Genomic DNA, 21776 nt, shown 5'->3' with positions numbered 1-21776 from the left:
ACCTCCAAAGTTCAAAATCAGGACTAGGCTGAGGAAGTAGCGCTGCGGACAGCCTGATGGCCAAGTTTCTTCACATTGCCGACATTCACCTGGGGTTTGACCGCTACGACACTCCTGAGCGCACCAAGGATTTTTTTCGCGCCTTGCAAACGGTGCTGGAACGATATGCTGTCGAGGAGGAAGTGGATTTTGTGGCGATCGCGGGCGATCTCTTCGAGCACCGCAACATTAAACCCGCTACCCTCAACCAGGCTCAGGTTTGTCTCCAAACACTGAAGGATGCCAACATTCCCGTGGTGGCCATTGAGGGCAATCACGACAACCGCCCCTATGGCACTCGCACTAGCTGGCTCAAGTATCTCTCTGAATGGAACCTGCTCAAGCTGCTAGAGCCTAACGACGGAGCTAACGCCGAAGAGCGACTCACCCCGTGGGATGACAGCACCCGTTCCGGAGGCTACATTGATCTACCCTGCGGTGTGCGGGTGATTGGATCAAACTGGTATGGGGCCACTGCCCCTCGCGCCATTGAGCTATTAGCTGGCTCTATCAAAGACCTGCCCCCCGGTCCCAACTATACAGTTTTGATGTTTCACCACGGCCTAGAGGGGCAAATCTCTCGCTATGCTGGAGCACTGCGCTATAGCGAACTGCTGCCGCTCAAGGAAGCTGGGGTAGACTATTTGGCCTTAGGACACATTCATAAGAATTACACCGCCGAGGGATGGGTTTTCAATCCTGGCTCTCTGGAAGCTAACAATGTCGAGGAAAGCCGCTACCCTCGAGGCGCTTATTTAGTAGAACTGTTGCCCGATCGCATCGACGCGCAGCTCAAGACGGATTACTTTCAGCGACCCATTGAACGGGTAGAGCTGGTGGCCAAAGGACAGGAAAGCCTAGACGAGCTGAACCAGATGGCCCTAGATTGTGCGATCGCTGCCGCTGCTAAACATCAGAGCAGCATCGCCCCTATTTTGGAGTTAAAAATTACTGGTCAAGTGGGCTTTGATCGGCTCGAACTCGACACACGTCGCCTACAGGAAGCCATCAAAGCCGCCAGCAATGCACTGGTGGTGCTAGTTAAGTATGACGTTGAGGATGTGGCCTACCAAACTCCCCTCAACGATGGCCAAAATCGGGTTGAAATCGAGCAATCTATTTTTGAGGATATGCTTACTGCCCACCGCGACTACAAGAGCAGAGCCCCAGAGCTCGCCCAAGGACTTACAGACCTCAAAGATCGACAGCTTTCTGGAGCAGACGAAATCTCACTCTACGGGCTCGTCGAAACGTTATTGGATTTAGACCGCCCAATGGAATTTTCCGAAGAACCATCAGAACCAACTCAAGACGCCTTAGAGAATTTGCAAGCCAACAGTCAGCCTACATAAACCAGACAGTCAAAAAATGGCGCTGTTGCCAAATCATGGTTACACCGCTTACCGCTACAAAAGCAAACACCAGCTGTCTAAACTGCTGGGCCGACATTTTTGCCAGCACCATCTTGCCCAGCCAGTTAGCCGGTATCGCACCCAACCCAATCACCAACCCGTAGAGTAGGTAGTCTGAGCTAAGGCTGCCAAAGGCAGCGTAGGTCGTTAATTTAACCAGGTGTAGCACCGCCTTATTAAATGCCTTAGTAGCTACCATGGCTTCTTTTTCTAACCCGTAGTTTAGGTACAACGGATTCATTACTGGGCCAGTGCTGCCAATTAGCCCAGACCCAATGGCGTTGATAAAGGACAGCGGCAAAAAGTACCAGGCCTTAACCGCGAACTGAGCATCTTCGGGAGTCAACAGATGATTGGCGACCATGGTCAGCAGCCCGATGCCGAGCAGTAGTTGTAGACCCTCTGCATGAACCTGGGTGAGTCCATAGCAGCCAATAATTGCTCCTACTATGGCCCCAGGCACGTACCAGGCCGTTACTTGCCAGTCCACATAGTGCCAAAAAGAAATTCCCCGCTGGGTATTGCCAATCAGCAGTCCGATCGTAATTACTGGAGCTACCGCTGCGGAGCCGAGCAGCAGGGAAATCACGGGAATTAGAATAAACGGACTGCCACCTCCTGCTAGCATGCTGAGAAACCAAGCCAGGAAACTAGCAACAAAAAGGCTAACGGCAATCATAGATCAGCGGCAACGGGGGCACTGTTGCTTAGTCTAGAGGGCAACTGCTGTCCGCTACCAAGGTTTGTCTCGCCAACTGTTAACAGACGGTCATCCGCAGGAGGAAGAAACAGAATGGGAATAGTTGGCTATCCTTGAACTTCTCCTTTGCTTTTTACCCTTAATTAGCGGCGTATGGCGCAGCCCATAGACCCCAAATCCCAAGCTTCTGCCCCTGGCAATCGTGGTGCCTCAGCCAAGCAGGTGTACGAGCAGGCGGTAACTGCCTTCAAGGCCCAAAGCTATGACCAAGCTCTAGCGCTTTTTCAACGGTTGGGACGATTGCCGCCAGGTTCTCCTTACTATCTCAAAGCTGTGATGGGGCAGGTGAGAGTATACCAGCGACTGAAGCAGGTTGACCAAGCCCGATTGGGTTGCCAAGTCCTGCTCGACAGTTCTTCATCCGAGGCTCGCCAGTGGGCTCAACAGGTTTTGAGCCAGCTGCCCAACAAAACTAAGGGGGAGGTCCCCTCAGTAACCCAGGAAACCGCCTTACCAACTAAGGCCGATTTGAGTGGCTTTGTGCCGTTAGCAGGCATCGCAAGTTCTCAAACCCCACCGCCTTTACCACCAAAACCTGCTTCCAAAACGCCCATTCCCCTCCCTAGCCCAGAAGAACTTAACCAACCAAGGTCGGAAGACGACAATTTGGACGCCGCTGAAGAGAGGGAACCAGAGCCGACGTACCAATCGCTCTTTCACTTTCAGCAGCTTAATCAGCGCTCGGGTATCGATCAAAACGACAGCGATCGCCCTCCAGATGCCACTATCGATGCAACGATTCCAGCTTCTAATGCTAGTGCTGAGCCTATCTCGCGCTCAAAGGCTATCCCAAGCCATCAGCGGCAGCTCCAAGCTTCTCTGCCAAAGTACCCGCTGGGGCTATGGTTACAGCAAGCCTTTACAGCGATCGCCCTGCTCTGGATAACAAATTGGGCCATTCATTTTGCCCTCAGAACAGCGGATAGATTGCTGCGGTGGGTGCGGTGGCCGGTACAGCTCAGTCTGCCGGGAGCATACCAGAACTACACCGTTTGGGTAATCGGTAGCCTGGTGCTACTAGCCCTAGCCAGTCCGTGGATTATGGATTTTGCCCTGACTTTTTGGCATGGCCAAAAGCCTCTATCAACACGTCAGCTCCAAGGACACAGCCCAGGAACACTGCGCCTCTTGCGCCAAGTGTGCCGCCAGCGCGGTTGGCAACTGCCCGAGCTGCGGGTTATTCCCGATCCGGCCCCCCTATGCTTTAGCTATGGCTGGTTGGCGCGCAACACTCGCATCGTCGTCAGCCAAGGCATTTTAGACCAGGGGTCTGATGAAGCCATAACGGCGCTATATGGGTACGAGCTAGCTCGGATGGTGAATGGTAGCGGGTCGGTTCTCTCAGCGGTAGGGTTGCTGCTGCTACTGCTTCACACCGCCTACCATCGCCTAGCCCAGATTGGGGATAGGTTGACCCAGCCCTTCCTACGCACCCCCCTGGGAATATTCTCCAGCATCTTTTATGGCCTGTTTTGGCTGCTGCGGCAGCTCGTGCTATGGCTGTCGCGAGCGTGCTGTGCCTGGGGCGATCGCCGCGCCACCGTGCTCACACAGCACCCCGACCACCTCACGGATGGACTGTTACAGCTTACTGAGGCGATCGCAGCCGACCTTGAGCGGCGGGGCACCCTCCACCCCTTGCTCACCAGCCTAGAGGTTTTAATGCCCGTCAGCAGTCGCCAGGCAGTTACCCCAGGCAGCATGCTGGCAAAGGCAGGGCCTGATGGTCAAAACCTGAGCGCAGCAGACAACTCCCCCAGCGATCGCTTCGCAAATCGCGCCACCACCATCGCTAACCTGATTGCAGTAGATAGCCTCAACCCCTACCGCCAATGGCTGCGCGTCAGCGCCTCCCACCTGCCTTTAGGAGAAAGGCTGCTTGAGCTCAGCCAGCAGGCAACCCTTCGTCAGCAGCCCACCGCGATCGCCTTACCGCTAGCATCTCCTACCCCAGGCAACTTTTCACCCCGGCTACTGCTGCTGCAAAAGAGTCCGCTAACGGGTCTGCTGATAGGGGGTGGAATTGCCATGGGGTTGTGGTTTGTAGGCGGCATTGTCAATCGGCTGGGTTGGCAACGGTTAAGCTGGCTCTACCAAGACCCCAGCATTCTGATGGGAGGGCTGTGGCTGGGTCTCGGATTAGGCTTGTTGCTGCGCATTAACGCTCTGTTTCCCGAGCCGGGTAGCTCACCTACTACCCGACAAACCAGCTCCCCAGCCCCAGACAACATTGCAGAGCTGATCAACAACAGCTCAGTCCTCCCTGTACAGGGAAAGCCTGTCACCCTCCAAGGCCAGCTACGGGGTGCCACCGGGTTAGAAAATTGGGGTTGCCAAAATTTGTATCTCGAAGATACCTCAGGGCTAGTCAAACTGGTCAACCCAGTCCCCTTGGGCAGTCTTCAGGCGTTATTTCAGCACCACCCCCGGCAATGGACTGGTCAAGCTGTTACGGTCAGTGGCTGGAGTCGCTATGGCGGCGGCCTGTTATGGGTCGACATTCATCAAGTGCAGCTGGACTCCCGTCATCGCTTTCAGGCCTATGGGCCGATTTGGGCTACGCTCTTGAGCTTAGCTATCAGCTTGATTGGAGTTTTGACAATTTTCCGAGGGGGCTAACCGAGAAAACGTAAAGTTGTGTTGCGGAAACGGTGCATTCAATGTTAAGTTAGTTTACAGAAACGCATTCCTGGGTTCCAGGGTTAACCGTTCAGGGTTGGCTTTGGGGATTGTTAGGTAATGGGTTCTCCTACTCTCAACACAGCAAATGAACCAGCCCTCGTCGGCTGGTTTTTATTTGGAGGGTCGATTTTGGCTGGCGGTGGCGCCAGTAGCGGGGCTCTAACGTGTTACCGTAATAATAAATAACTTAGAGAGGGATGGAGCACTAGAATCTCATCAACCAAGGACCTAGCTCATGGTCTACGCAGGTTAGATCTTTCCTTGGGAAGATGGTTGAAGTAGGAAGCTTCTGAGAAACTTGAGAGGTTTGATAAGTCGTTTCTTTCCAAGGCGACAATTGTGATCATCCTACAAGCTTTAGAGTTTTAAGATTATTCATAACAGTCGATAGGGCTTAGGGGCGATCGAATCGAGCAAGAATTTGTTAAATTGATGCAGGATTTAGATTTGACGTTTTAACGCGGCTTTATCGGGTTTTTTAGAGCAAAATCTGTAATCCTGATAGAAATTGATTGTGTGAATAGGGTTGTCAAAGGTGGCGGTTGACTTGCTATTCAAACTTCACTTGGCAAGTCATCGATTTCGATTTTGGCCCTTTGTTTTAGAACACCAGAGGTATCTCAAATGTCAATTCGCCTTTACGTCGGTAACCTTTCTAAGGATCTAGAGCGGCAGGAGTTTGAAAACGTTTTTGCCGACTTTAACGATGACCTAGTCTCTGTCAAGCTGATTGCCGATAAAAAAACTGGAAAATGCCGGGGATTTGGCTTCGTAACCGTAAAGACCGACGAAAAGGCCGATGAGATTGTCGAAAAACTAAACGGCCAAATGCTTGCAGAATTGCCCATCAAAATTGAAAAGGCGCTGCCCCGCACCAAGCCCGAGGGTGAAGGGGAAGCTCGCCCCAGCGGCGGCGAACCCACTGGTAAGCGAGCGGCTAAAAGCAATACCCGCAAGTCATCTACTCCAGCAGCGGCGACCACTAGCAGTGCCTCCGTTCAGCCCGATCCTCGCTGGGCTGGCGAATTAGAGAAGCTTAAGCAGATGCTGGCGACCCAAACGACCTCTAGCTAGACTGCTCCAGACGTAATTCCATCTTAGTAACGCCTAGGCCGTAGAGACAAAGCTCCCTACGGCTTCTTTTGTTCGTGGTAGCCCATGCTGCGATCAGCATCGATTGGTCTGGGTTTCAGCCACCTGTTTCAGGCGGCTCAGCTGCGCCGCCATGTCTCGCTGAGTCAAGCTGGCGGCAAACCAGTTAAATCCAGCTTGTACGACGGGGTTGGGAATCTCAAACTCAAACCGATTTAGCAGTCGGGTTCCTGCTGGTTCGGGGGTGCATTCCCAGCGATCGCGCCCGTCGAAAAATCCTTCAAACGCCCACACAATCAGCCCTGGCTGACGCTCAACTACGGTACTCATCAGCGCAGGCTGCCACAGCGGTATCTGAATGACAAACCGGCTTTTGGCTCCCAAATCGGTGCTCCAGTCGCCAATAGGGTCGCAACGCAGGGCCGGGTTGAGCCAGCGGTGCATCAGATCTTGGCGAGTTAAACACTGTTCGACCTGGCTAGCGCTGGCGCTGATGGAAATGCTGTGCTCAATGACGCGGCGAGTAGACATCTTGACGGACTCCTGAGAAAATCAGCCCGAGTGTAGGTTCCAAAATCCTCAAAAACTTGTATTTTTGGGAGGTTTCTATCGTAACTGCCCTGGGCGGTCTCGTTTTTAAGCTGAAACGCTGGTTCATGGGATGACATGATTTGGCTATCAGTTTATTTGCCTGTAGTGAATGGCTAACAGTCGAGATCGCGCAACGGCCCCCTGCACGGTGCTCTTTCAGGATGCTCCCAACTACAAGGATCATGATTGATTTTTTCTCTCTAACACTGCTCCAGGTGACTGAGCCTGGAGTTCAACCTGCTAACCCTGAGCCGCTAACTGGCCCTGTGGAGTCTTCCAGCCGCTTTGTGCAAGAGGCTTCTGGGCAACTGGGGCGCTTTTTACCCAGCTTAATTGGGGCGATCGCGCTGCTGCTGCTGGGCTGGCTTATAGCTACAGTGGCAGCCTTGGTGGTGCGCAGTCTATTGCGGCGTACCGACCTGGATAACCGCCTTGCGAACTGGGCTTTGGGTCGCTCGCCGGATCAGTCGATACCCATTGAGAAGTGGGTATCGACCCTCGTGTATTGGGTAATTTTTCTGTTCGCCATTGTGGCGTCGCTCAACGCCCTTAACTTGGCCGGGGTGTCGGCCCCGCTCAACAATTTTCTCGACCAAATCTTTCTCTACATACCCCGCATTGGTGGCGCGCTGCTGCTGCTAGGGGTGGCCTGGCTGGCGGCGACTCTGGTGCGATCGCTCGTTGTCAATGGCCTAGGTCGCTTCAACCTAGATGACCGCCTGGCCCAGCAGACTGGCATGGACCAAGGCAGTTCCCCGGTCGTGCTGAATGAAACCATCGGCAACGTGCTGTACTGGTTTATTCTGCTGCTATTTATTCCGCTAATTTTGAGCGCCCTGCAGCTGCCCGGGCTGCTGGCTCCGGTGGAAGGGTTAATTAATTCTTTCCTCCAAGCTATTCCCCGCATTGTCACCGCTGGAATTGTCCTAGCTATTGGCTGGGTGATTGCTCGGATTGTGCGCGGCGTGGTGACCAATCTGCTGCTGGCTGCTGGGGTCGACCAGCTGGGTCGCCGAATGGGGCTGCAAAGCAGCGCGACGGGGGGTGTTTCCCTCGCCAGTCTAGCTGGCACCTTGGCCTACGTGCTGGTGCTCATCCCCGCTGTGGTAGCCGCCCTCAACGAGCTCGATATCGAGGCTATTTCGGCTCCCGCCATTGGGATGCTGGAGCAGATTCTGACCGCGATTCCTCAAGTGATTATGGCTGGGGTTGTGATTGCCGCTGCCTACTTTGTAGGGCGCTTTGTGGCTGACCTGGTCACGAGCTTGCTGCGGGGAGCTGGTTTTGACAACATCCTGGGCATTTTAGGGCTACCAGAGTTAAATCTGGGCACAGGAGCTACGGTACAGTCAGGGCTCGATGCCGAAGGCCGTCCCATGGCTACGGTGCAGACCCCAAGCCGCACCCCCTCAGAGATCGTTGGCATCATCACCCTGGTGGCGATCGTGCTGTTTGGGGCCGTGACCGCCACAGAAATTCTCAATTTCGCCGGTCTGACGGAGATTGTGCGGGCAATTCTGCGCATTGGAGCCCGGGTGCTCAGTGGCGTAGTGGTATTTGCGGTAGGCCTTTACCTAGCCAATTTGGCCTTTCGCCTGGTCAACGCTATGGGCACCGGACAGGCAAGGGTACTGGCCCAAGCGGCCCGCATCGCTATCTTGATCTTTGTGGGAGCCATGGCCCTACAACAGATGGGAGTGGCCCCCGACATCGTCAACCTGGCCTTTGGGCTACTGCTGGGGGCGATCGCAGTGGCGATCGCGATCGCCTTCGGTCTGGGTGGGCGCGACGTTGCCGCTGACCAACTGCGGGAGTGGCTATCTTCCTTTAAACAACGCCAATAATCGCTCTAACTACCCCTAAGAGCACCGGCAACCGGCCGGAGGGTTGACCCCTCCGGCCGGTTGCCGCGTTAGTATGATTAACTCGGCCTTAACAAACCGGCTTATGGGTTGTAACCCAGAGCTAGTGGTATCTATGGACAGCTAAGACCAGGTTCAATCCATAGGTCTAGATGCCAAATAACCGGAATAGGAAAACCCTGAATGGGGTAACCGGGAGTCATTTTTAGGGGAGTCTTAAAACAATGGCCACGGTAGAGCGGCGCAGTAGCAAACCAGAGGCCAATCTCAGCGACCCTCAGTACTACATTAGCCGCGAGCTGAGCTGGATAGAGTTCAACCGGCGGGTGCTCCACGAAGGCTTGGACGAGCGCACTCCATTGTTAGAAGCGCTGAAGTTTTTAGCGATTTTTAGCAACAACCTGGACGAATACTTTATGGTGCGGGTAGCGGCCCTCAAGCAGCGGATCGAGGCCCAGGTTACCCGGCGATCGCCCGATGGGCGATCGCCCCAGGAGCACCTCGACGATATCAGCGCCGCACTGCGCCCTATTGTCGAGCAGCAGCATCAGGACTTCAGCACCGACTTGAGGCAGCAGATGGCCGACCAGGGGATTTGGCTGCTTGACTATGAAGAGCTGTCAGCGGCCCAGCGAACCTACTGCCGCGACTACTTTGAAGAGCAAGTTTTCCCGGTTTTAACCCCCCTGGCCGTCGATCCAGGACATCCATTTCCGTACATTTCGAACCTCAGCCTAAACCTGGCAGTTGTGGTGAAAGACCCTCGTACCCAACAGCCTCACTTTGCCCGCATTAAAGTCCCTCGGGTGCTGCCCCGGTTTATTCCCCTGCCAGAACCGCAGGCTGAAGAACCCGACAGCAAAACCTATCGCTGGTTAGGGGTGCCCCTCGAACAGATCATTGCCGCCAATCTGTCTGCTCTTTTCCCAGGCATGGTGGTGCAGGAACACTCCTGCTTTCGCATTACCCGCGATGCCGATCTGGCCGTCGAAGAAGACGAAGCCGACGATTTGATGCTCGCCGTTGAGCAAGAACTGCGTAAGCGTCGCTGGGGCGGCTCGGCGGTACGCATGGAAATTCAGCGGGACACCTCAGGTCCGGTGCGCGCCATGCTGACAGAAGAACTGGGCCTGGCCGAAACCGATGTGTACAACGTCGACGGGTTGCTGGGGCTGGGAGACCTCATGACCTTCATGGCCCTTCCCCTACCTAACCTTAAAGCCCCCAGTTGGACAGCCGCCGTGCCTCCTGCCCTAGAGCGCCTCAGCCCGCCAGGGGTCGATGACGACGACACGACCCTTGAAACCGCCGAAGAGCTATTCTCGTTGCTGCGGTGTCAAGAGCAGCTTGTCCACCATCCCTATCACTCGTTCTCAGCGACGGTGCAGCGATTTATCACTCAGGCAGCCCACGACCCCCAAGTGCTGGCCATCAAGATGACGTTGTACCGGACCTCTGGCGATTCTCCCATTGTCAGCTCCCTGATTTCTGCCGCAGAAAACGGTAAACAGGTGACTGTCTTGGTCGAAATCAAGGCCCGCTTTGACGAAGAAAACAACATCAACTGGGCCCGCAAGCTTGAACAGTCAGGCGTGCACGTAGTCTATGGCCTGGTGGGTCTCAAAACCCACTGCAAAGTCACGCTGGTGGTGCGCCGGGAGGGACAGCACATTCGTCGGTACTATCACATCGGCACCGGCAACTACAATCCCAAAACCGCCAGGATCTACACCGACCTCGGTTTACTCAGCGCCCGAGAGGATGTAGGGGCCGACATCTCTGACATATTCAACTATCTCACTGGCTATTCTCGCCAGCAGGTCTACCGACAGCTGCTCGTTGCCCCCCTCACCCTGCGCCAGCGATTAGTGAGCCTGATCGAGCACGAAATAGCCTGCCAAAAAAAGGGCAAGGGGGGCCGCATCATCGTCAAGATGAATTCTTTGGTAGACCCAGATTTAATTGCGCTACTCTATCAGGCGTCCCAGGCAGGGGTCTCAATTGACTTAATTGTGCGAGGCATCTGCTGCCTGCGGCCAGGGGTGCCGGGGGTGAGCGACAATATTCGCGTTATCAGCATCGTAGGGCAGTTCCTAGAGCACTCTCGCATTTTGTATTTTCAGCAGGGGGGAGAGGAGGTTGTGCTGCTGGGCAGCGCCGACTGGATGCCGCGCAACCTCGATCGCCGCGTGGAGGTGATGGCGCCCGTTACTGACCCAGCGCTGCAAGCAGAGCTCAAGGCCGTGCTCAACCTGTGCCTAGAAGACAACCGGCAGGCTTGGGATCTGGCGACTGACGGCAGCTACCGCCAGCGTCGCCCTGAGGCAGACGAGCAGATTCGCAGTGTTCAGGAGCAGCTAATGGCCAACGCGGGCAAATCTTTAGCGGGGTGAACGGCTCCAGCGAAACACCACTACCCCCAACCCGGACAGCAGCGTTAGCCCTAGTAGCCCAGCAAGGGGGTTGCCGTCTAGGCCAGTTACCCAATCGGGAACGACACCAGTGGGCTGAAGTAAGTTACCCACCTCAAGCAAATAGTAGCCCCACACCAGACCAGCGTGGAGACCTACCGGATGGCCCAACCCAGTTTTGTTGAGTCCTACGGGTATTCGGCGGGCCCAACCCAGCACCAGACCCAACAGCAAAAGCCCTGCTAGCTGAGGCAGCAGGGCCAAAATTGCGTCGAGGGGCTTAATAAAGTGAGCGATCGCAAAAATCAGACTGGTTGTCCCTAGTGCAGCTCCGGGCGACCAGCCCTGCTCCATCTCCCGCAGCAGCCAGCCTCGAAACAACACCTCCTCCGACCAACCGACAGCGGTAGCCGCCAGAGCCCCAATTAGAGCTGTTTGCAACAGACTGACACCCCGCGCACCATCCGCGTCCAGCACGGCCCAGCTTAAAGCCAGCTGCACTACCGCCAGTAGTGCCAGGCTCACTGCTCCGATCAAAGCACCTGTTGCCATGCCCTGGCCCAATTCTCGGCGGCCAACAAATCCGATCTTGGCCCAGGGCTGCGTTTCAGCGCGCACCGTCCGTTCCCAGCGGGGCAGCACCAGCAAAAAGACAACGTAAAGCAAAGCAGTAGGAAATAAATCGCCCCCCGGCAGCAGGCTACGCGCAGCTAAGCCATACAGCGGCAAAGCAAAGGGCAACCAGAGCACCACCACAATTAGCAAAAAGACCACTACTCGCACCAGTGGTGGGTAGTGGGCCAGCTTAGCCCAGGGCAGCTTAACCCCAGACAGCTTATTCATCTGGCTCGATAGTGCTAGTCAGCCCTAGGTTGCACAATCCCTCGCTGTAAAACTCAGCATGTTCGAGGGCACAGGTAATCACCAGGGCTACCCCAGCGGTGTGGGCCTGCATCATGATGTCAACGGCCTGAGGCATCGTCAAACTGGGCACCACCTTTAGCAGTGACTCCACCACATGCTCCATTGAGTTGAAGGCGTCGTTGTGAAGCAACACTCGGTAGCGGGGCGCCGGCTTGCGCACTGTAGATGTCGTAGTCCGCTCGATGGTTTCAACTGACACAGTAATACCTCCTTGCGAAGCTCCAAGGCGGAGATTGTCAAAAGTATCCCTGCCCAGGTCAACTTTCCCATCATAAAACTTCACGATGGTTTTAGCATGACACTAGAGGTAGTCTTGAAAAAATCTCAACCCGGCCCTACCCAGCTCAGGGCTATAACTTAGTTCAGCAATTGTCTGACATTTAGGCTAGTAAGAGAGAATGAGACCATTTAGCCTGTTCAAAAATTCCAGCGATCGCACCAATACGATGGGTACCATAGGAGACAGTTGACAGGCGCTACTGTCCCATTCGTTTTCCTGTTGGATCGTTCATGACTCTGGTTACAGGCCAAATCGTATTTTTAGAGTGCCGCCAAACCCGTCTTTATGCTGAAGTCATTCAGGTATTAGCACTTCGCCCCACCGGCTGGATAAGGCCTTTGGCGCTGGTCAGCGAAACCGAGATGATTGCCCTAGGAGCAGATTTCGACGCCACAAGTCTGACAGCTACCAAACCAGCAGTACCTGACATGCTCTGGCCTCTAGAGCAGCTGCAACCGGCCTTAGACACCGAAGTCATCCCCCTACTAGCCAGCCTCTCGGCTAAATCCCCAAACTCAGCATCCGTATTACCTCCAGACTCTGACCGCAGACATTTAACTGTCAACGAGTTTGTGCAGTGGCTATGGGCCGATCGCCAAGCTTCAGACCCAAGCAGCTTCCATGACTAAGCAACAATCCGGACGGTTTCTGTAAAGCTTTCATAAAGATACTGAGGTCACCCTAGGGAAAGTTCCGAGGTGACCTGAAAATGCTGTGCATCTGGGTAGGTTATTAGGTCTAGCCAGGGTCAACCGGCTCGCTCATAGCTAGCTAGATACTGAGTGCTGCAGTGACTCACCGTATACCCCAAATCCCGGAACCAGCCGAATGCGGCCTTCGTCCATTTCGTACATGAGCAGCTCTAGAGCTTCGGAGTCACCAATAGGCAAATAGCCTAGGCGAGACAGTTCAGCGTTAATACCCTGCTCAATATCAGGGGTCAGCAACCCACTGTGGAGTGCTTTTTCTACCAGTCGACGAATGGAAAATGTGGGGGCCATGAACCATTACCTGAGCGTGATTTCGTTACTATCCATTGTCGAGCTTGGCCACGTTACAGACAGTGATGATACCCCGCAGAAGTTGTGCACTCTACCACGTTGATTCGTGATTCAAATCACAAAATGATTCAGCCATTGGAGATATGTTCAGTAGATTCACGGAAGCACAGAATTGATGAGGTCTGAATCTATATCAAGATACGACCAACTATGTCCTTAGATATACCCAGGCCGGTCTGATTCCGATTATCGTCTTCATATGGCAGGCTGGCCCTAATAGTTTCTAACTTTATCCATAATTTTGGAGTGTACGAGTATGCAGACTATGACTAAAGAAATGGCTATTTTTCAAGCCCAGGGCTCTCTCAACGCGTCTAACGCCCATGAGTTCCATTCGTCTTTAATGCAGAAGATCCAGTCTGACCGGGCCGATGGCCTGTTCGTAGACATGAGCCAAGTCGAGTCGCTTGATAGTGCTGGGCTGATCTCTTTGGTGTCGGCATTGAAGCACGCTCGTCAGCTACAAAAGCGCCTCTGCCTCTGCTCTGTGCCGCCGGCTATTCGCATTGTGTTTGAACTCACCCAGCTCGATCGCGCCTTTGAGATGGTGGATGAGCTGCCGGTAGCCGCTTAATTTCAGGCTCGGCCAAGCTTACCCCCGCCTCGCTATAGTATGGTGGTCATGCTCGCGAGCGTTTGGGGCAGCTAGATCGTGTCTGTATCAATTAACACATTGGTGAATGCCGAGGTTTCTCGGCCAGGTCGCTATCTGGGTAACGAACTTGGTGCTGCTCACAAGCCCTGGGACGGGGCTAGCGTGCGCTGGGTGCTAACTTATCCTGAGGTTTATGAGGTTGGGGCCTCTAACCTGGGCCACATCATTCTCTATAGCATCTTAAATGCCCAACCTCGGCAGCTGTGCGATCGCGCCTACCTACCGGCCCCTGACCTAGCTGCTAAGCTCAAAGCTACCCAGACGCCTCTGTTTGCGGTCGAATCGCAGCGATCGCTGACCGACTTCGACATTCTGGGTTTTAGCCTCAGCTATGAGCTAGGGGCCACAAACATCCTTGAAATGTTATCGCTGTCGGGCATTCCGCTCACCTGGCAGGAGCGCGACCAGGCCAAAGCCTTTGCCCCCGAGGCAGGCTCCTGGCCATTAATCTTTGCTGGTGGCCAAACTGCCACCTCTAACCCCGAACCCTACGCCGACTTCTTTGACTTCGTGGCCCTGGGTGACGGCGAGGAGTTACTGCCCGAAATCGCCTTAGTAATGGAAGAGGGCAAGGCCGCTGGCTTGAGCCGAGAGGTCCTACTGCTCGATCTGGCCCAGGTGCCAGGGGTCTACGTGCCTCGGTTTTACGACATGGCCGACGATGGCTCGGTGCATCCCAATCGGCCCGACGTACCCGCACGGGTGCTGCGCCGGGTGGCTACCCCCATTCCCGCCTATGCTATGGGCCTGGTGCCCTACGTCGAAACGGTCCACGATCGCCTGACGGTGGAAATTCGGCGGGGTTGCACTCGGGGCTGCCGCTTTTGCCAACCAGGTATGCTGACACGCCCGGCCCGGGATGTGGAGCCAGAGGCCGTCATCGACGCCATTGAGACCGGCATGCGCAAGACCGGCTATGACGAGTTTTCGCTGCTGTCGCTGAGCTGTTCTGACTATCTAGCCCTACCAGCGGTGGGGGTAGAGGTTAAAAACCGCCTCAAGGACGAAAATATTTCGCTGTCGCTGCCCAGCCAGCGGGTCGATCGCTTCGATGAAAACATTGCCAATATCATTGGCGGCACCCGCCTCACTGGGCTCACCTTTGCTCCCGAGGCAGGCACCCAGCGCATGCGCGACATCATCAACAAAGGGCTGACCAACGAAGAACTGCTGCGCGGCATCAAAACCGCCCACGAGCAGGGCTGGGGCCGGGTCAAACTGTACTTCATGATCGGCCTACCCGGCGAGACCGATACTGATGTTCTAGGCATTGCTGAAACTGTGCGCTGGTTGCGCCAAGCCTGTACCCAGCCAGGACGACGTCCCCTGGCCTTTAATATCACCATTTCTAATTTCACCCCAAAACCCCACACCCCGTTTCAGTGGCATTCGGTCTCGACGGAGGAGTTTCGTCGCAAGCAGCGGCTGCTGCGAGAAGAATTTCGGGTTTTGCGCTGGGCCAAGGTCAACTTTACCGACGTGCGCATATCAGCGATGGAAGACTTTGTCGGCCGGGGCGATCGCCGCCTGTCTGCCGTGGTGCGCCGCGCCTGGGAACTAGGGGCCGGCATGGACAGCTGGTGGGAGAGCTTAGAGAATGCCTTTAAAGCTTGGACCCAAGCCATTGACGAAGCCGATCTGACCTGGAAGTACCGGAAGGTCGATCAGGGCGAATGGAACGTGATGGACACCGATGTGACCGATGTCGGGGTCGACCGCCCTAGCCTTGATACCCCCTTGCCCTGGGATCACGTGGATACTGGCATCGACAAAGCCTGGCTCAAAGACGACTTACTCCGCGCCGTAGAGGCGGCCACAGTTCCCGACTGTTCCTTTGAGGGCTGTAGCCACTGCGGCGTCTGCGGCCCCGACTTTGGCCACAATGTGGTGGTGCCGCCGCCGCCAATTCCCGCTTTCCTTGGCCACGGCCAGCCCAACTCCGAGCGAGTGCAGCGCCTGCGGGTGACCCTGGGCAAGCTGGGGTCGATGGCCCTACTTGGCCACCTAGACATGGTGCGCCTGTTCGATCGCGCCCTGCGGCGGGCTGGGCTACCTATCGCCTTCACCGGCGGTTTCCATCCGGGTCCACGCTTGTCACCCGCTAATGCACTCCCTCTAGGGGCTACCAGCAGTGGCGAAGTGGTGGATTTTGAGCTGACACAGGCGATCGCCCCCGCCGACTTTCTTCAGCGGCTAGGGGCTCAACTGCCGCCGGAGATTCCGCTCTACGCCATCGCTGAGGTGCCTCTAGATGAGCCTTCTGCGACTAAGCTCCTTGACCAGGCCGAATACTACCTACACGTAAGTTTAGAAGACATTGGCGCAGCATCTCTAGACTGGGAGGGTTGGATTGAGAGCGTCCTCGCCCTCGATGAAGTGCCTTGGGAAAAGAAAACTAAGTCTGGAAAGATGCAACTCATTAACTTGCGAGAGCGCTTGCATGAGCTAACGGTGGTTAGCCCAGACCACCCTCTACCCGTGGGTCTGGAGTATCCTAAAGGTAGCCTTGGAGTCTGGCTCAGAGCTGTAGGCCACTGTCGCAACGACGGGAACCTGCTGCGCCCAGAGCACGTCGTCTCCATGGTAGAGAAGGTAGCTAGCCAGCCACTAGCGCTACAGCACGTGCATCGCAGCCGACTCATTTTTCTTTAGAAAAACCCTGAGGGGACACAACCATGGACGGAGCACCAGGCCATTCACCACGGGTATTAGTGAAGGGGCAAATCTGGGACTCTAGGGTCCAGCCCCAGTCGAGGAGGTTTCGGCAGCTCTGGTTAGCGATCGCCGGAGCAGGCCTGCTGATGTTAGGAGGCGCCAACCGTTCCCAAGCGCAGTCGTCGGAAGCTTGTGTTGTTCAGGGAAGCGAGGAGGTAGCTATCATTGACGCGGCCTGCTGCCCAGACGAACTGCTCACCGCCTACTGGCCGGGGCGATCGACAGAACTCAATAAAACATTTTGTCAGCTATTGGTGTTTCCCACCGCGACCTTGGCCAACGGCGACGACTTTACCGATCGCATTGTCGATGGCTCACTGTCTAGCGATAGCCGCCGGGCCTCCCCTACCACTATGACCCTGCCCAGTCTGTGGTGGAATCGCGACTCGCTGACGTCGCATCTAGGCGGGCGTCGCCTGGTGGAATCTTGGATTTCTTACCAAATTGAAGACTCAGGCACGACGGTGGTCGACGTGATGGTGAATCCCCAAATGTGGTCGGTGCTGACCTACAACGAGCGCTACGCTGTGCTCAACCAGTTTGGCACAGCGGCCCGAGATTTTGGACACAACCTCCGCTTCTTCCAAGGCAATCCTCGCACCTCACGGATGGTTGGGCTCTACGCCTGTGATTTTGTCGACCAGTCGGGGCTGCCCTTAGACTCTGAGAATAGCGTGTCTGCCTGCTCAGCCAACCTAGACTCATCCTTGATTGTGCAGCTTCAGCGCAACCTGTTGGCAGAGGGAGAGCGCCGTTACCAGCCCACCCCCACGGCCCAGGCCTTAAAACCCAGTGAAAGTCCATAGAAGGCTAGCTACCCTCAGGACGGAGTTATCATTGGCCCGAGCATTTTGAGCTAGGCGCGTAAGCTTTGCCACAGACGACCGTAGCGATCTTCAGCTTCGGCCTTGAGAGGAAGTAGAAACTCGCTTTGGTCGGCGATCGCCGGAGTCAGCACGATCTCTGGCGGCGTTTGCAGGGGCTCGGGCCGTTGCTGCGGGTCAACCCCCCACAGCAGCGGCGAAGTAGTGTGGCCAAAGATGGCGAGCTGAGTGGCAAAGTCATCCCCCAGGCAAAAATTGAGCCAGTCGGTAGCGGCCGGAGCAGGGGCGGGCACTGCCTGGGGTCGTACCCAGAGTTGGGCACTCAGCAGCGTTCCCTCAAGGGGCACCGCGACGGCTAAGTGGCGATACTGGCGTAGCAGCGGCAGTACGTCGTCTGACCAACCAACCACGGCGGTCGCGTCGCCAACAATCAAACTCTCAAGGTAATAATTAGAGTCGTAGGCTCGCACTTGCTGGTGCAGCTCGGCTAAAAAGGTGTTTAGGCCTGAAACAGCGGCGGGGTCTGCACTGTTGGCCGAGGACTTCAAGGCTTTTTGAGCCAGCCCCAGCACCAGACGGGGATGGTCAGGCAGCACCAGGCGGCGCGCCAGCTCAGGTCGTAGCAAGTCGGCCCAGGTTTTGAGCTGAGCTGCCTGACGGGGTAAACGAGTGGGGTCGTAGAGCAGGACCAGGTGGCTCCAGCGATAGGGTACAGCCCAGATGCTGCCCTCGGGGTTGGGGGTGCCGCTGCGATCGCGCCGCACCAGATCGAGCCAGACCTGATTTAGATCCCCCCAGCGAGAAACTGACGCCACCTCAATCGGCTGCACCAGCTCCTGGCGAATGGCGGGGGCCAGCCAATAGTCGGCTAAACTTACCCAGTCGGCCATCGGTGCCAATTCATTTCCCTCGCCGTGCCAGTCTTGCAGCAGACTATACAACTTCAGCAGCGAATCCTGCGGCGTCACGGCCACACTGCTGCCCCGCTCCGGCAGCTGCTGAAACGCTTTGAGCAGCTGAGCGGGCACCGAGTTGGGCACCATAGCTAGCCGCAGGTTAGCAGCGCTGGACCGCTGGCAACCGGCCAGCAGCGTAGCCAGGGTCACCCCGCTGGCCCCCGCCAAAAAGCTGCGACGATTCATGAGCATTTGACCCCCGCGCCCCTTTGCCAAGGGAGAATACTGATCTAAACCATAGCGCTTTAGTCTACGCCCATGAAAGCCGTCCGCAACATCGTCAATGTCTCGATCACCATCATCTTGGTGTCGTTTATCGGTCTCAGCCTGGCTCGGCTGGTGTACTTTTTTCTCCAAAGCCAGCAGATCATTTAGAGCACTGCGATCTCTAGTCAACCTTTTACTTCACATTCCTCTGCGCAAACTACGCTTGGTGACGTTGAGGCAGCCCGCGATTCCGGAACGGATCGCTGATCCCTGCATCCAGCACAAGCCCCTGGTGCCGCGATCGCAATCAAGAACCCATCCTCGGCTGACCAGACCTGTGGCTCAAGCTCGACTGGTTGCAGATGATGGAATCTTTCTAAGCTAGAGAGGCGGTGAACTCGCTGAAAAGTCTTCTAGAAGCTGACCTACAGCGCAGAATCACACCGTAATGGAAAACAACCACAAGCTAGCGATAGCCTTTGCTGGCGGGCTGGCCTAACGTGGACGAGATTCGCATTGCCAGCTCGGTCAGGTTGTCGCTATCGGTGCAGAATTGCTCGGCGGCGGCGCGTGGCTCCCCAGCGCTAACCAAGTATTCCACCAGCAGGTTAAATAGCATATCTTCAGCCAGCTCGCGCTGGTCGGCCCAGCCCCGTTGCTGGTAGTGCAAATACTCTTGGCAACGCAGGGCTAGATCGTGATAGGTAATATCGCTGGTTAAAAACTGAAGGCTGCTGACAATCATGGCGACCTCAGAACGCAGGTTAGCCACAGTCTAACGAAATGGTCCCAGCGAAGCGGCCGTCAGGTTTAACCGATCGCCCTGAACACCACCGAAAGATTGTTGGCAGGCATGGTGATGGTTTCGACTAGCGCCAGCCCATAGACTTTGGCGGCGGCTACCACCGCGTCTAAATCGCGCACGCCCCAGTCAGGGTTTTGGGCCTGTAAGCTGGCGTCAAACGCCTCGTTACTGAGGGCGGTATGCTGCCCGTTTTGTTTGTAAGGCCCATAGAGATACAAAATACCGCCGGGCGGCAAAATTCGCCCCGCTGCCGCCAGCAGCCCTAAGCAGGCAGCCCAGGGAGCAATGTGAATCATGTTGATATTGACCAGGGCGGTGATTGGATGCTGCTGCAAGTCTAGCTCCGAGAGCAAATCTCTAAAGTTTTCAGATTCGACTGGCCACAGAGGGGCGGCCGCATCTAACGCGATGGGCGTGTGCAGGTTTGCGGCAGGAGCGGCCTCTCGCCAGGCGGCGATACTAGCTCGGGCACCGGGGTCGAGGTCTGAGGGCAGCCACTGCCGAGGCGCGAGGTGAGGCGCAAAGAACACGGCGTGCTCTCCGGTGCCGCTCGACACTTCGAGCACGGTGCCGGTGGGGGGCAGCACTCGCTGGAGCACCGCTAAGATCGGCTCGCGGTTGCGCTCGGTGGCAGGAGCATAGCGACGGGCATCGGGCGAGGTGAACATGGCAAGGGGTGGGGCGAGGTGGGAGCGCTTAATGTCCGGTGAGGGCAAGCTTTGCCCATGCTACAGGGATACTGTATTGCTCAAAGTTTACCTGTTCTTGCCCTAAAGCTACTGAGATAGGTCTTCGCCCGTCGCCAAAGATTTTTTGCGGGACGATCGCTTGCGCATAGTCGCTCTTGTGTAGCCGATGGCCTGAATTTCGTCACTGTTGGGCCCAAACTGACCGACAACAGACTGCTTCATGGCTAAAACGGCGTTGTGAAATTCCCACTCGGCCGCACGAGCGCGATCGCGAGTAGCCTTGAACGTCGCTTCCATCACAACTTCGTCTTGCTGGCTCTGCCGCATGGCTTGGTAGGCCTGCTGCAAGGTTTGAGACGATGCCTCTGGTCGCATGGGCGCATAGTTGGCGATCGCCCTCAGACTGTTGAGAGCTTGAATGTCTTGGGCAATGCGCTTAGGCGCGAGGCGGCGGGTCGTATCGGTCATGGCGGTTTGGGTGGGTTGTGGGAAGGCGGCAAAACGCACCGCGTTAGCCCGGTGCTGTCTCGCCTAGATTCACAATGCCCAGTTGGTGGGGGCTTTGCTCAGAGTGAAACCCAGTTGTGGCATCGGAAAACGGCTCTGGGGGCGATCGCAACGCTGTTGCAGCTGAAGACAATGGCGTTGTGACCGGTGACAACGGTGTTGCAGAGGATGACAATTGGGTTGCAGCAAAGGGCAATAGTGTTGTGGAGCGATCGCGCTGAGTTTGCGATCGCAACAACGCTGTTGCAAAGCTCAGCAATGGCCCTACTTAGAGCCATCACTCTACAGATGTCGCTGGAGGGGTGAAGCACCAGCGACATCCAACAGCAGCAAGCCTGCTGGGTTCCGCTGGTGCTCGGTTTAACCTACAAAAGCGCTAGGGCCTTGGAACCTCTCGCCTGCGGGTCATGAAGCTGATATATTTGCCACTGCGACCGGTGGGGATGAGTTCTGACAAGGTGATTGATCTATCTGTTAAGGGCACCATAGTTGCCAAGCTGAGTGTGGCGTAGAGTCTCTTGCCGATAGGTTGGTAAAGCAAAAGTGTTGGGGTAGTTGCCCTCTGGGGTAAAGACCGCCTGTAGCTACTTTAAGCATTTTTCTCTGTTGCAATCACGCCTCGATCGAGAGGTTTACTTGAGGTTAAGGATTATGCTTCCATTCCTCTGTAGCGTGTGCGGTCAGTATCACGACAATCTTCTGATGGATTTGGCCTATCAGCGTCCCGCTGATGTCTTTAAAGTTCCTGCCAATGAACGTCCTCAGCGAATCCGCGTGAATGAGGATTTGTGTATTATCGATGATACCGAATTCTATATTCGCGGTGTGCTCATGCTTCCTGTACATGAGCTTGTTGATTCGTTCCGCTGGGGCGTTTGGGCCCAAGTTGACAAGGAAGCATTTGACTACTATCACACGCACTGGAATGTCCCATCCACAGATAACTTCAGGTCTCTATATGGTGTGTTATCCGGGGGCATTAGTGCATATCCAAACAGTGATCAACTGATGATTACTATTCATTTGCAAGCAAACAATCAGCGCCCACTGTTTGTCGTTTTAAATCAGAAGCATCCACTTGGAGAGGCTCAACGACAAGGTATTTCACTGCATGATATTGAAAAATTTATTGCGCCGGTTGTCAACCGCTAAGTCGTTAAAACTGTACCAGCAAAATGTAGCCTGTAGGCTGGGTTAACGAAGGAAACTCAACAACTTCTTGACCACATACATTACGCACTTCAGCGATCGCTAGCCAACCCTTACGTGCTCTGAAGTCTTTCTAATTAAGGGCGCCATCTGGG

The 21776-nt window shown here is 55.5% G+C and carries 20 protein-coding genes; 11 read left to right on the top strand and 9 right to left on the bottom strand.

Annotated elements, in window-relative coordinates; all coding sequences use genetic code 11:
- Positions 1 to 56: 56 nt before the first annotated feature.
- Positions 57 to 1391, top strand: coding sequence for a DNA repair exonuclease (locus H6F59_RS08735; protein ID WP_190697861.1), 1335 nt, complete (start codon positions 57 to 59; stop codon positions 1389 to 1391).
- On the opposite strand, the gene H6F59_RS08730 is transcribed toward H6F59_RS08735, so the two are convergent.
- Positions 1384 to 2130 carry a sulfite exporter TauE/SafE family protein gene (locus H6F59_RS08730; RefSeq protein WP_190697858.1) on the bottom strand — a complete coding sequence of 249 codons (747 nt, stop codon included), beginning with the start codon at positions 2128 to 2130 and terminating at the stop codon, positions 1384 to 1386. The two genes, H6F59_RS08735 and H6F59_RS08730, sit on opposite strands and share 8 nt — an antisense overlap.
- Before the next feature lie 174 nt (positions 2131 to 2304).
- Between H6F59_RS08730 and H6F59_RS08725 the strand changes: the two genes are divergently transcribed.
- Both H6F59_RS08725 and H6F59_RS08720 read left to right on the top strand, forming a co-directional pair.
- Positions 2305 to 4830, top strand: a complete 2526-nt coding sequence (locus tag H6F59_RS08725) for a M48 family metalloprotease (protein ID WP_190697855.1) — start codon at positions 2305 to 2307, stop codon at positions 4828 to 4830.
- Positions 4831 to 5517: 687 nt separating this feature from the next.
- Positions 5518 to 5967 carry an RNA-binding protein gene (locus H6F59_RS08720; protein ID WP_190697852.1) on the top strand — a complete coding sequence of 150 codons (450 nt, stop codon included), beginning with the start codon at positions 5518 to 5520 and terminating at the stop codon, positions 5965 to 5967.
- 93 nt (positions 5968 to 6060) lie between these two features.
- On the opposite strand, the gene H6F59_RS08715 is transcribed toward H6F59_RS08720, so the two are convergent.
- The gene (locus H6F59_RS08715; RefSeq protein ID WP_190697849.1) at positions 6061 to 6516 is read right to left on the bottom strand and encodes an SRPBCC family protein; all 456 of its coding nucleotides are present in this window, start codon (positions 6514 to 6516) and stop codon (positions 6061 to 6063) included.
- Between the two features lie 242 nt (positions 6517 to 6758).
- Here H6F59_RS08715 and H6F59_RS08710 point away from each other — a divergent pair, with 242 nt between their 5' ends.
- Together H6F59_RS08710 and ppk1 are read left to right on the top strand one after the other, a co-directional pair.
- Positions 6759 to 8420 (top strand): mechanosensitive ion channel, encoded by a 1662-nt coding sequence (locus tag H6F59_RS08710; protein ID WP_190697846.1) that lies wholly within the window; start codon positions 6759 to 6761, stop codon positions 8418 to 8420.
- 242 nt (positions 8421 to 8662) lie between these two features.
- Positions 8663 to 10831 carry a polyphosphate kinase 1 gene (gene ppk1 / locus H6F59_RS08705; RefSeq protein WP_190697843.1) on the top strand — a complete coding sequence of 723 codons (2169 nt, stop codon included), beginning with the start codon at positions 8663 to 8665 and terminating at the stop codon, positions 10829 to 10831.
- Here ppk1 and H6F59_RS08700 read toward each other — a convergent pair.
- Together H6F59_RS08700 and clpS are read right to left on the bottom strand one after the other, a co-directional pair.
- A complete protein-coding gene (locus H6F59_RS08700) occupies positions 10820 to 11692 on the bottom strand; it encodes a CPBP family intramembrane glutamic endopeptidase (protein WP_190697841.1) in 873 nt (290 codons plus the stop codon). The genes ppk1 and H6F59_RS08700 overlap by 12 nt on opposite strands.
- A complete protein-coding gene (gene clpS, locus H6F59_RS08695) occupies positions 11685 to 11972 on the bottom strand; it encodes an ATP-dependent Clp protease adapter ClpS (RefSeq protein WP_190522622.1) in 288 nt (95 codons plus the stop codon). Before clpS ends, H6F59_RS08700 begins: the two co-directional genes overlap by 8 nt.
- 311 nt (positions 11973 to 12283) lie before the next feature.
- Between clpS and H6F59_RS08690 the strand changes: the two genes are divergently transcribed.
- Positions 12284 to 12682 carry a hypothetical protein gene (locus H6F59_RS08690; protein WP_190522620.1) on the top strand — a complete coding sequence of 133 codons (399 nt, stop codon included), beginning with the start codon at positions 12284 to 12286 and terminating at the stop codon, positions 12680 to 12682.
- A gap of 138 nt (positions 12683 to 12820) precedes the next feature.
- Here H6F59_RS08690 and H6F59_RS08685 read toward each other — a convergent pair whose 3' ends face one another.
- A complete protein-coding gene (locus tag H6F59_RS08685) occupies positions 12821 to 13054 on the bottom strand; it encodes a hypothetical protein (RefSeq protein WP_190522619.1) in 234 nt (77 codons plus the stop codon).
- Positions 13055 to 13370: 316 nt separating this feature from the next.
- Between H6F59_RS08685 and H6F59_RS08680 the strand changes: the two genes are divergently transcribed.
- The 3 genes from H6F59_RS08680 (at position 13371) to H6F59_RS08670 (ending at position 17290) form a co-directional block, all read left to right on the top strand.
- Complete coding sequence (locus tag H6F59_RS08680; protein ID WP_190522617.1) at positions 13371 to 13688, top strand: STAS domain-containing protein; 318 nt, start codon at positions 13371 to 13373, stop codon at positions 13686 to 13688.
- Between the two features lie 78 nt (positions 13689 to 13766).
- A complete protein-coding gene (locus H6F59_RS08675) occupies positions 13767 to 16421 on the top strand; it encodes a TIGR03960 family B12-binding radical SAM protein (protein WP_190697838.1) in 2655 nt (884 codons plus the stop codon).
- Positions 16422 to 16444: 23 nt separating this feature from the next.
- Positions 16445 to 17290 carry a hypothetical protein gene (locus H6F59_RS08670; RefSeq protein ID WP_190697835.1) on the top strand — a complete coding sequence of 282 codons (846 nt, stop codon included), beginning with the start codon at positions 16445 to 16447 and terminating at the stop codon, positions 17288 to 17290.
- A 50-nt stretch (positions 17291 to 17340) separates the two neighbouring features.
- Here the strand turns inward: H6F59_RS08670 and H6F59_RS08665 are convergent, their stop codons facing one another.
- The 4 genes from H6F59_RS08665 to H6F59_RS08650 form a co-directional block, all read right to left on the bottom strand.
- Entirely contained in the window at positions 17341 to 18450 is a 1110-nt protein-coding gene (locus H6F59_RS08665) for a substrate-binding domain-containing protein (protein WP_190697832.1), read from the bottom strand.
- Positions 18451 to 18937: 487 nt separating this feature from the next.
- A complete protein-coding gene (locus tag H6F59_RS08660; RefSeq protein WP_190697829.1) occupies positions 18938 to 19243 on the bottom strand; it encodes a hypothetical protein in 306 nt (101 codons plus the stop codon).
- Between the two features lie 38 nt (positions 19244 to 19281).
- The gene (locus tag H6F59_RS08655; RefSeq protein WP_190697826.1) at positions 19282 to 19944 is read right to left on the bottom strand and encodes a DUF938 domain-containing protein; all 663 of its coding nucleotides are present in this window, start codon (positions 19942 to 19944) and stop codon (positions 19282 to 19284) included.
- Between the two features lie 108 nt (positions 19945 to 20052).
- Positions 20053 to 20433 carry a hypothetical protein gene (locus tag H6F59_RS08650; RefSeq protein ID WP_190697823.1) on the bottom strand — a complete coding sequence of 127 codons (381 nt, stop codon included), beginning with the start codon at positions 20431 to 20433 and terminating at the stop codon, positions 20053 to 20055.
- A gap of 116 nt (positions 20434 to 20549) precedes the next feature.
- Here H6F59_RS08650 and H6F59_RS08645 point away from each other — a divergent pair, with 116 nt between their 5' ends.
- Together H6F59_RS08645 and H6F59_RS08640 are read left to right on the top strand one after the other, a co-directional pair.
- Complete coding sequence (locus tag H6F59_RS08645; RefSeq protein ID WP_190697820.1) at positions 20550 to 20693, top strand: hypothetical protein; 144 nt, start codon at positions 20550 to 20552, stop codon at positions 20691 to 20693.
- Positions 20694 to 21123: 430 nt separating this feature from the next.
- A complete protein-coding gene (locus tag H6F59_RS08640; protein WP_190697817.1) occupies positions 21124 to 21624 on the top strand; it encodes a DUF2199 domain-containing protein in 501 nt (166 codons plus the stop codon).
- Positions 21625 to 21776: the final 152 nt, after the last annotated feature.

The organism is Nodosilinea sp. FACHB-141, assembly GCF_014696135.1.
In the GTDB taxonomy this organism is placed as follows: domain Bacteria; phylum Cyanobacteriota; class Cyanobacteriia; order Phormidesmidales; family Phormidesmidaceae; genus Nodosilinea.
Note: the sequence above shows the minus strand (reverse complement) of the source record. Positions and strands in the feature narration are given on the sequence as shown.

Coding starts and splice junctions, on each gene's coding strand:
- H6F59_RS08735 (WP_190697861.1), top strand. CDS start 57: ATGGCCAAGTTTCTTCACATTGCCGACATTCACCTGGGGTTTGACCGC.
- H6F59_RS08730 (WP_190697858.1), bottom strand. CDS start 2,130: ATGATTGCCGTTAGCCTTTTTGTTGCTAGTTTCCTGGCTTGGTTTCTC.
- H6F59_RS08725 (WP_190697855.1), top strand. CDS start 2,305: ATGGCGCAGCCCATAGACCCCAAATCCCAAGCTTCTGCCCCTGGCAAT.
- H6F59_RS08720 (WP_190697852.1), top strand. CDS start 5,518: ATGTCAATTCGCCTTTACGTCGGTAACCTTTCTAAGGATCTAGAGCGG.
- H6F59_RS08715 (WP_190697849.1), bottom strand. CDS start 6,516: ATGTCTACTCGCCGCGTCATTGAGCACAGCATTTCCATCAGCGCCAGC.
- H6F59_RS08710 (WP_190697846.1), top strand. CDS start 6,759: ATGATTGATTTTTTCTCTCTAACACTGCTCCAGGTGACTGAGCCTGGA.
- ppk1 (WP_190697843.1), top strand. CDS start 8,663: ATGGCCACGGTAGAGCGGCGCAGTAGCAAACCAGAGGCCAATCTCAGC.
- H6F59_RS08700 (WP_190697841.1), bottom strand. CDS start 11,692: ATGAATAAGCTGTCTGGGGTTAAGCTGCCCTGGGCTAAGCTGGCCCAC.
- H6F59_RS08690 (WP_190522620.1), top strand. CDS start 12,284: ATGACTCTGGTTACAGGCCAAATCGTATTTTTAGAGTGCCGCCAAACC.
- H6F59_RS08685 (WP_190522619.1), bottom strand. CDS start 13,054: ATGGCCCCCACATTTTCCATTCGTCGACTGGTAGAAAAAGCACTCCAC.
- H6F59_RS08680 (WP_190522617.1), top strand. CDS start 13,371: ATGCAGACTATGACTAAAGAAATGGCTATTTTTCAAGCCCAGGGCTCT.
- H6F59_RS08670 (WP_190697835.1), top strand. CDS start 16,445: ATGGACGGAGCACCAGGCCATTCACCACGGGTATTAGTGAAGGGGCAA.
- H6F59_RS08665 (WP_190697832.1), bottom strand. CDS start 18,450: ATGAATCGTCGCAGCTTTTTGGCGGGGGCCAGCGGGGTGACCCTGGCT.
- H6F59_RS08655 (WP_190697826.1), bottom strand. CDS start 19,944: ATGTTCACCTCGCCCGATGCCCGTCGCTATGCTCCTGCCACCGAGCGC.
- H6F59_RS08650 (WP_190697823.1), bottom strand. CDS start 20,433: ATGACCGATACGACCCGCCGCCTCGCGCCTAAGCGCATTGCCCAAGAC.
- H6F59_RS08640 (WP_190697817.1), top strand. CDS start 21,124: ATGCTTCCATTCCTCTGTAGCGTGTGCGGTCAGTATCACGACAATCTT.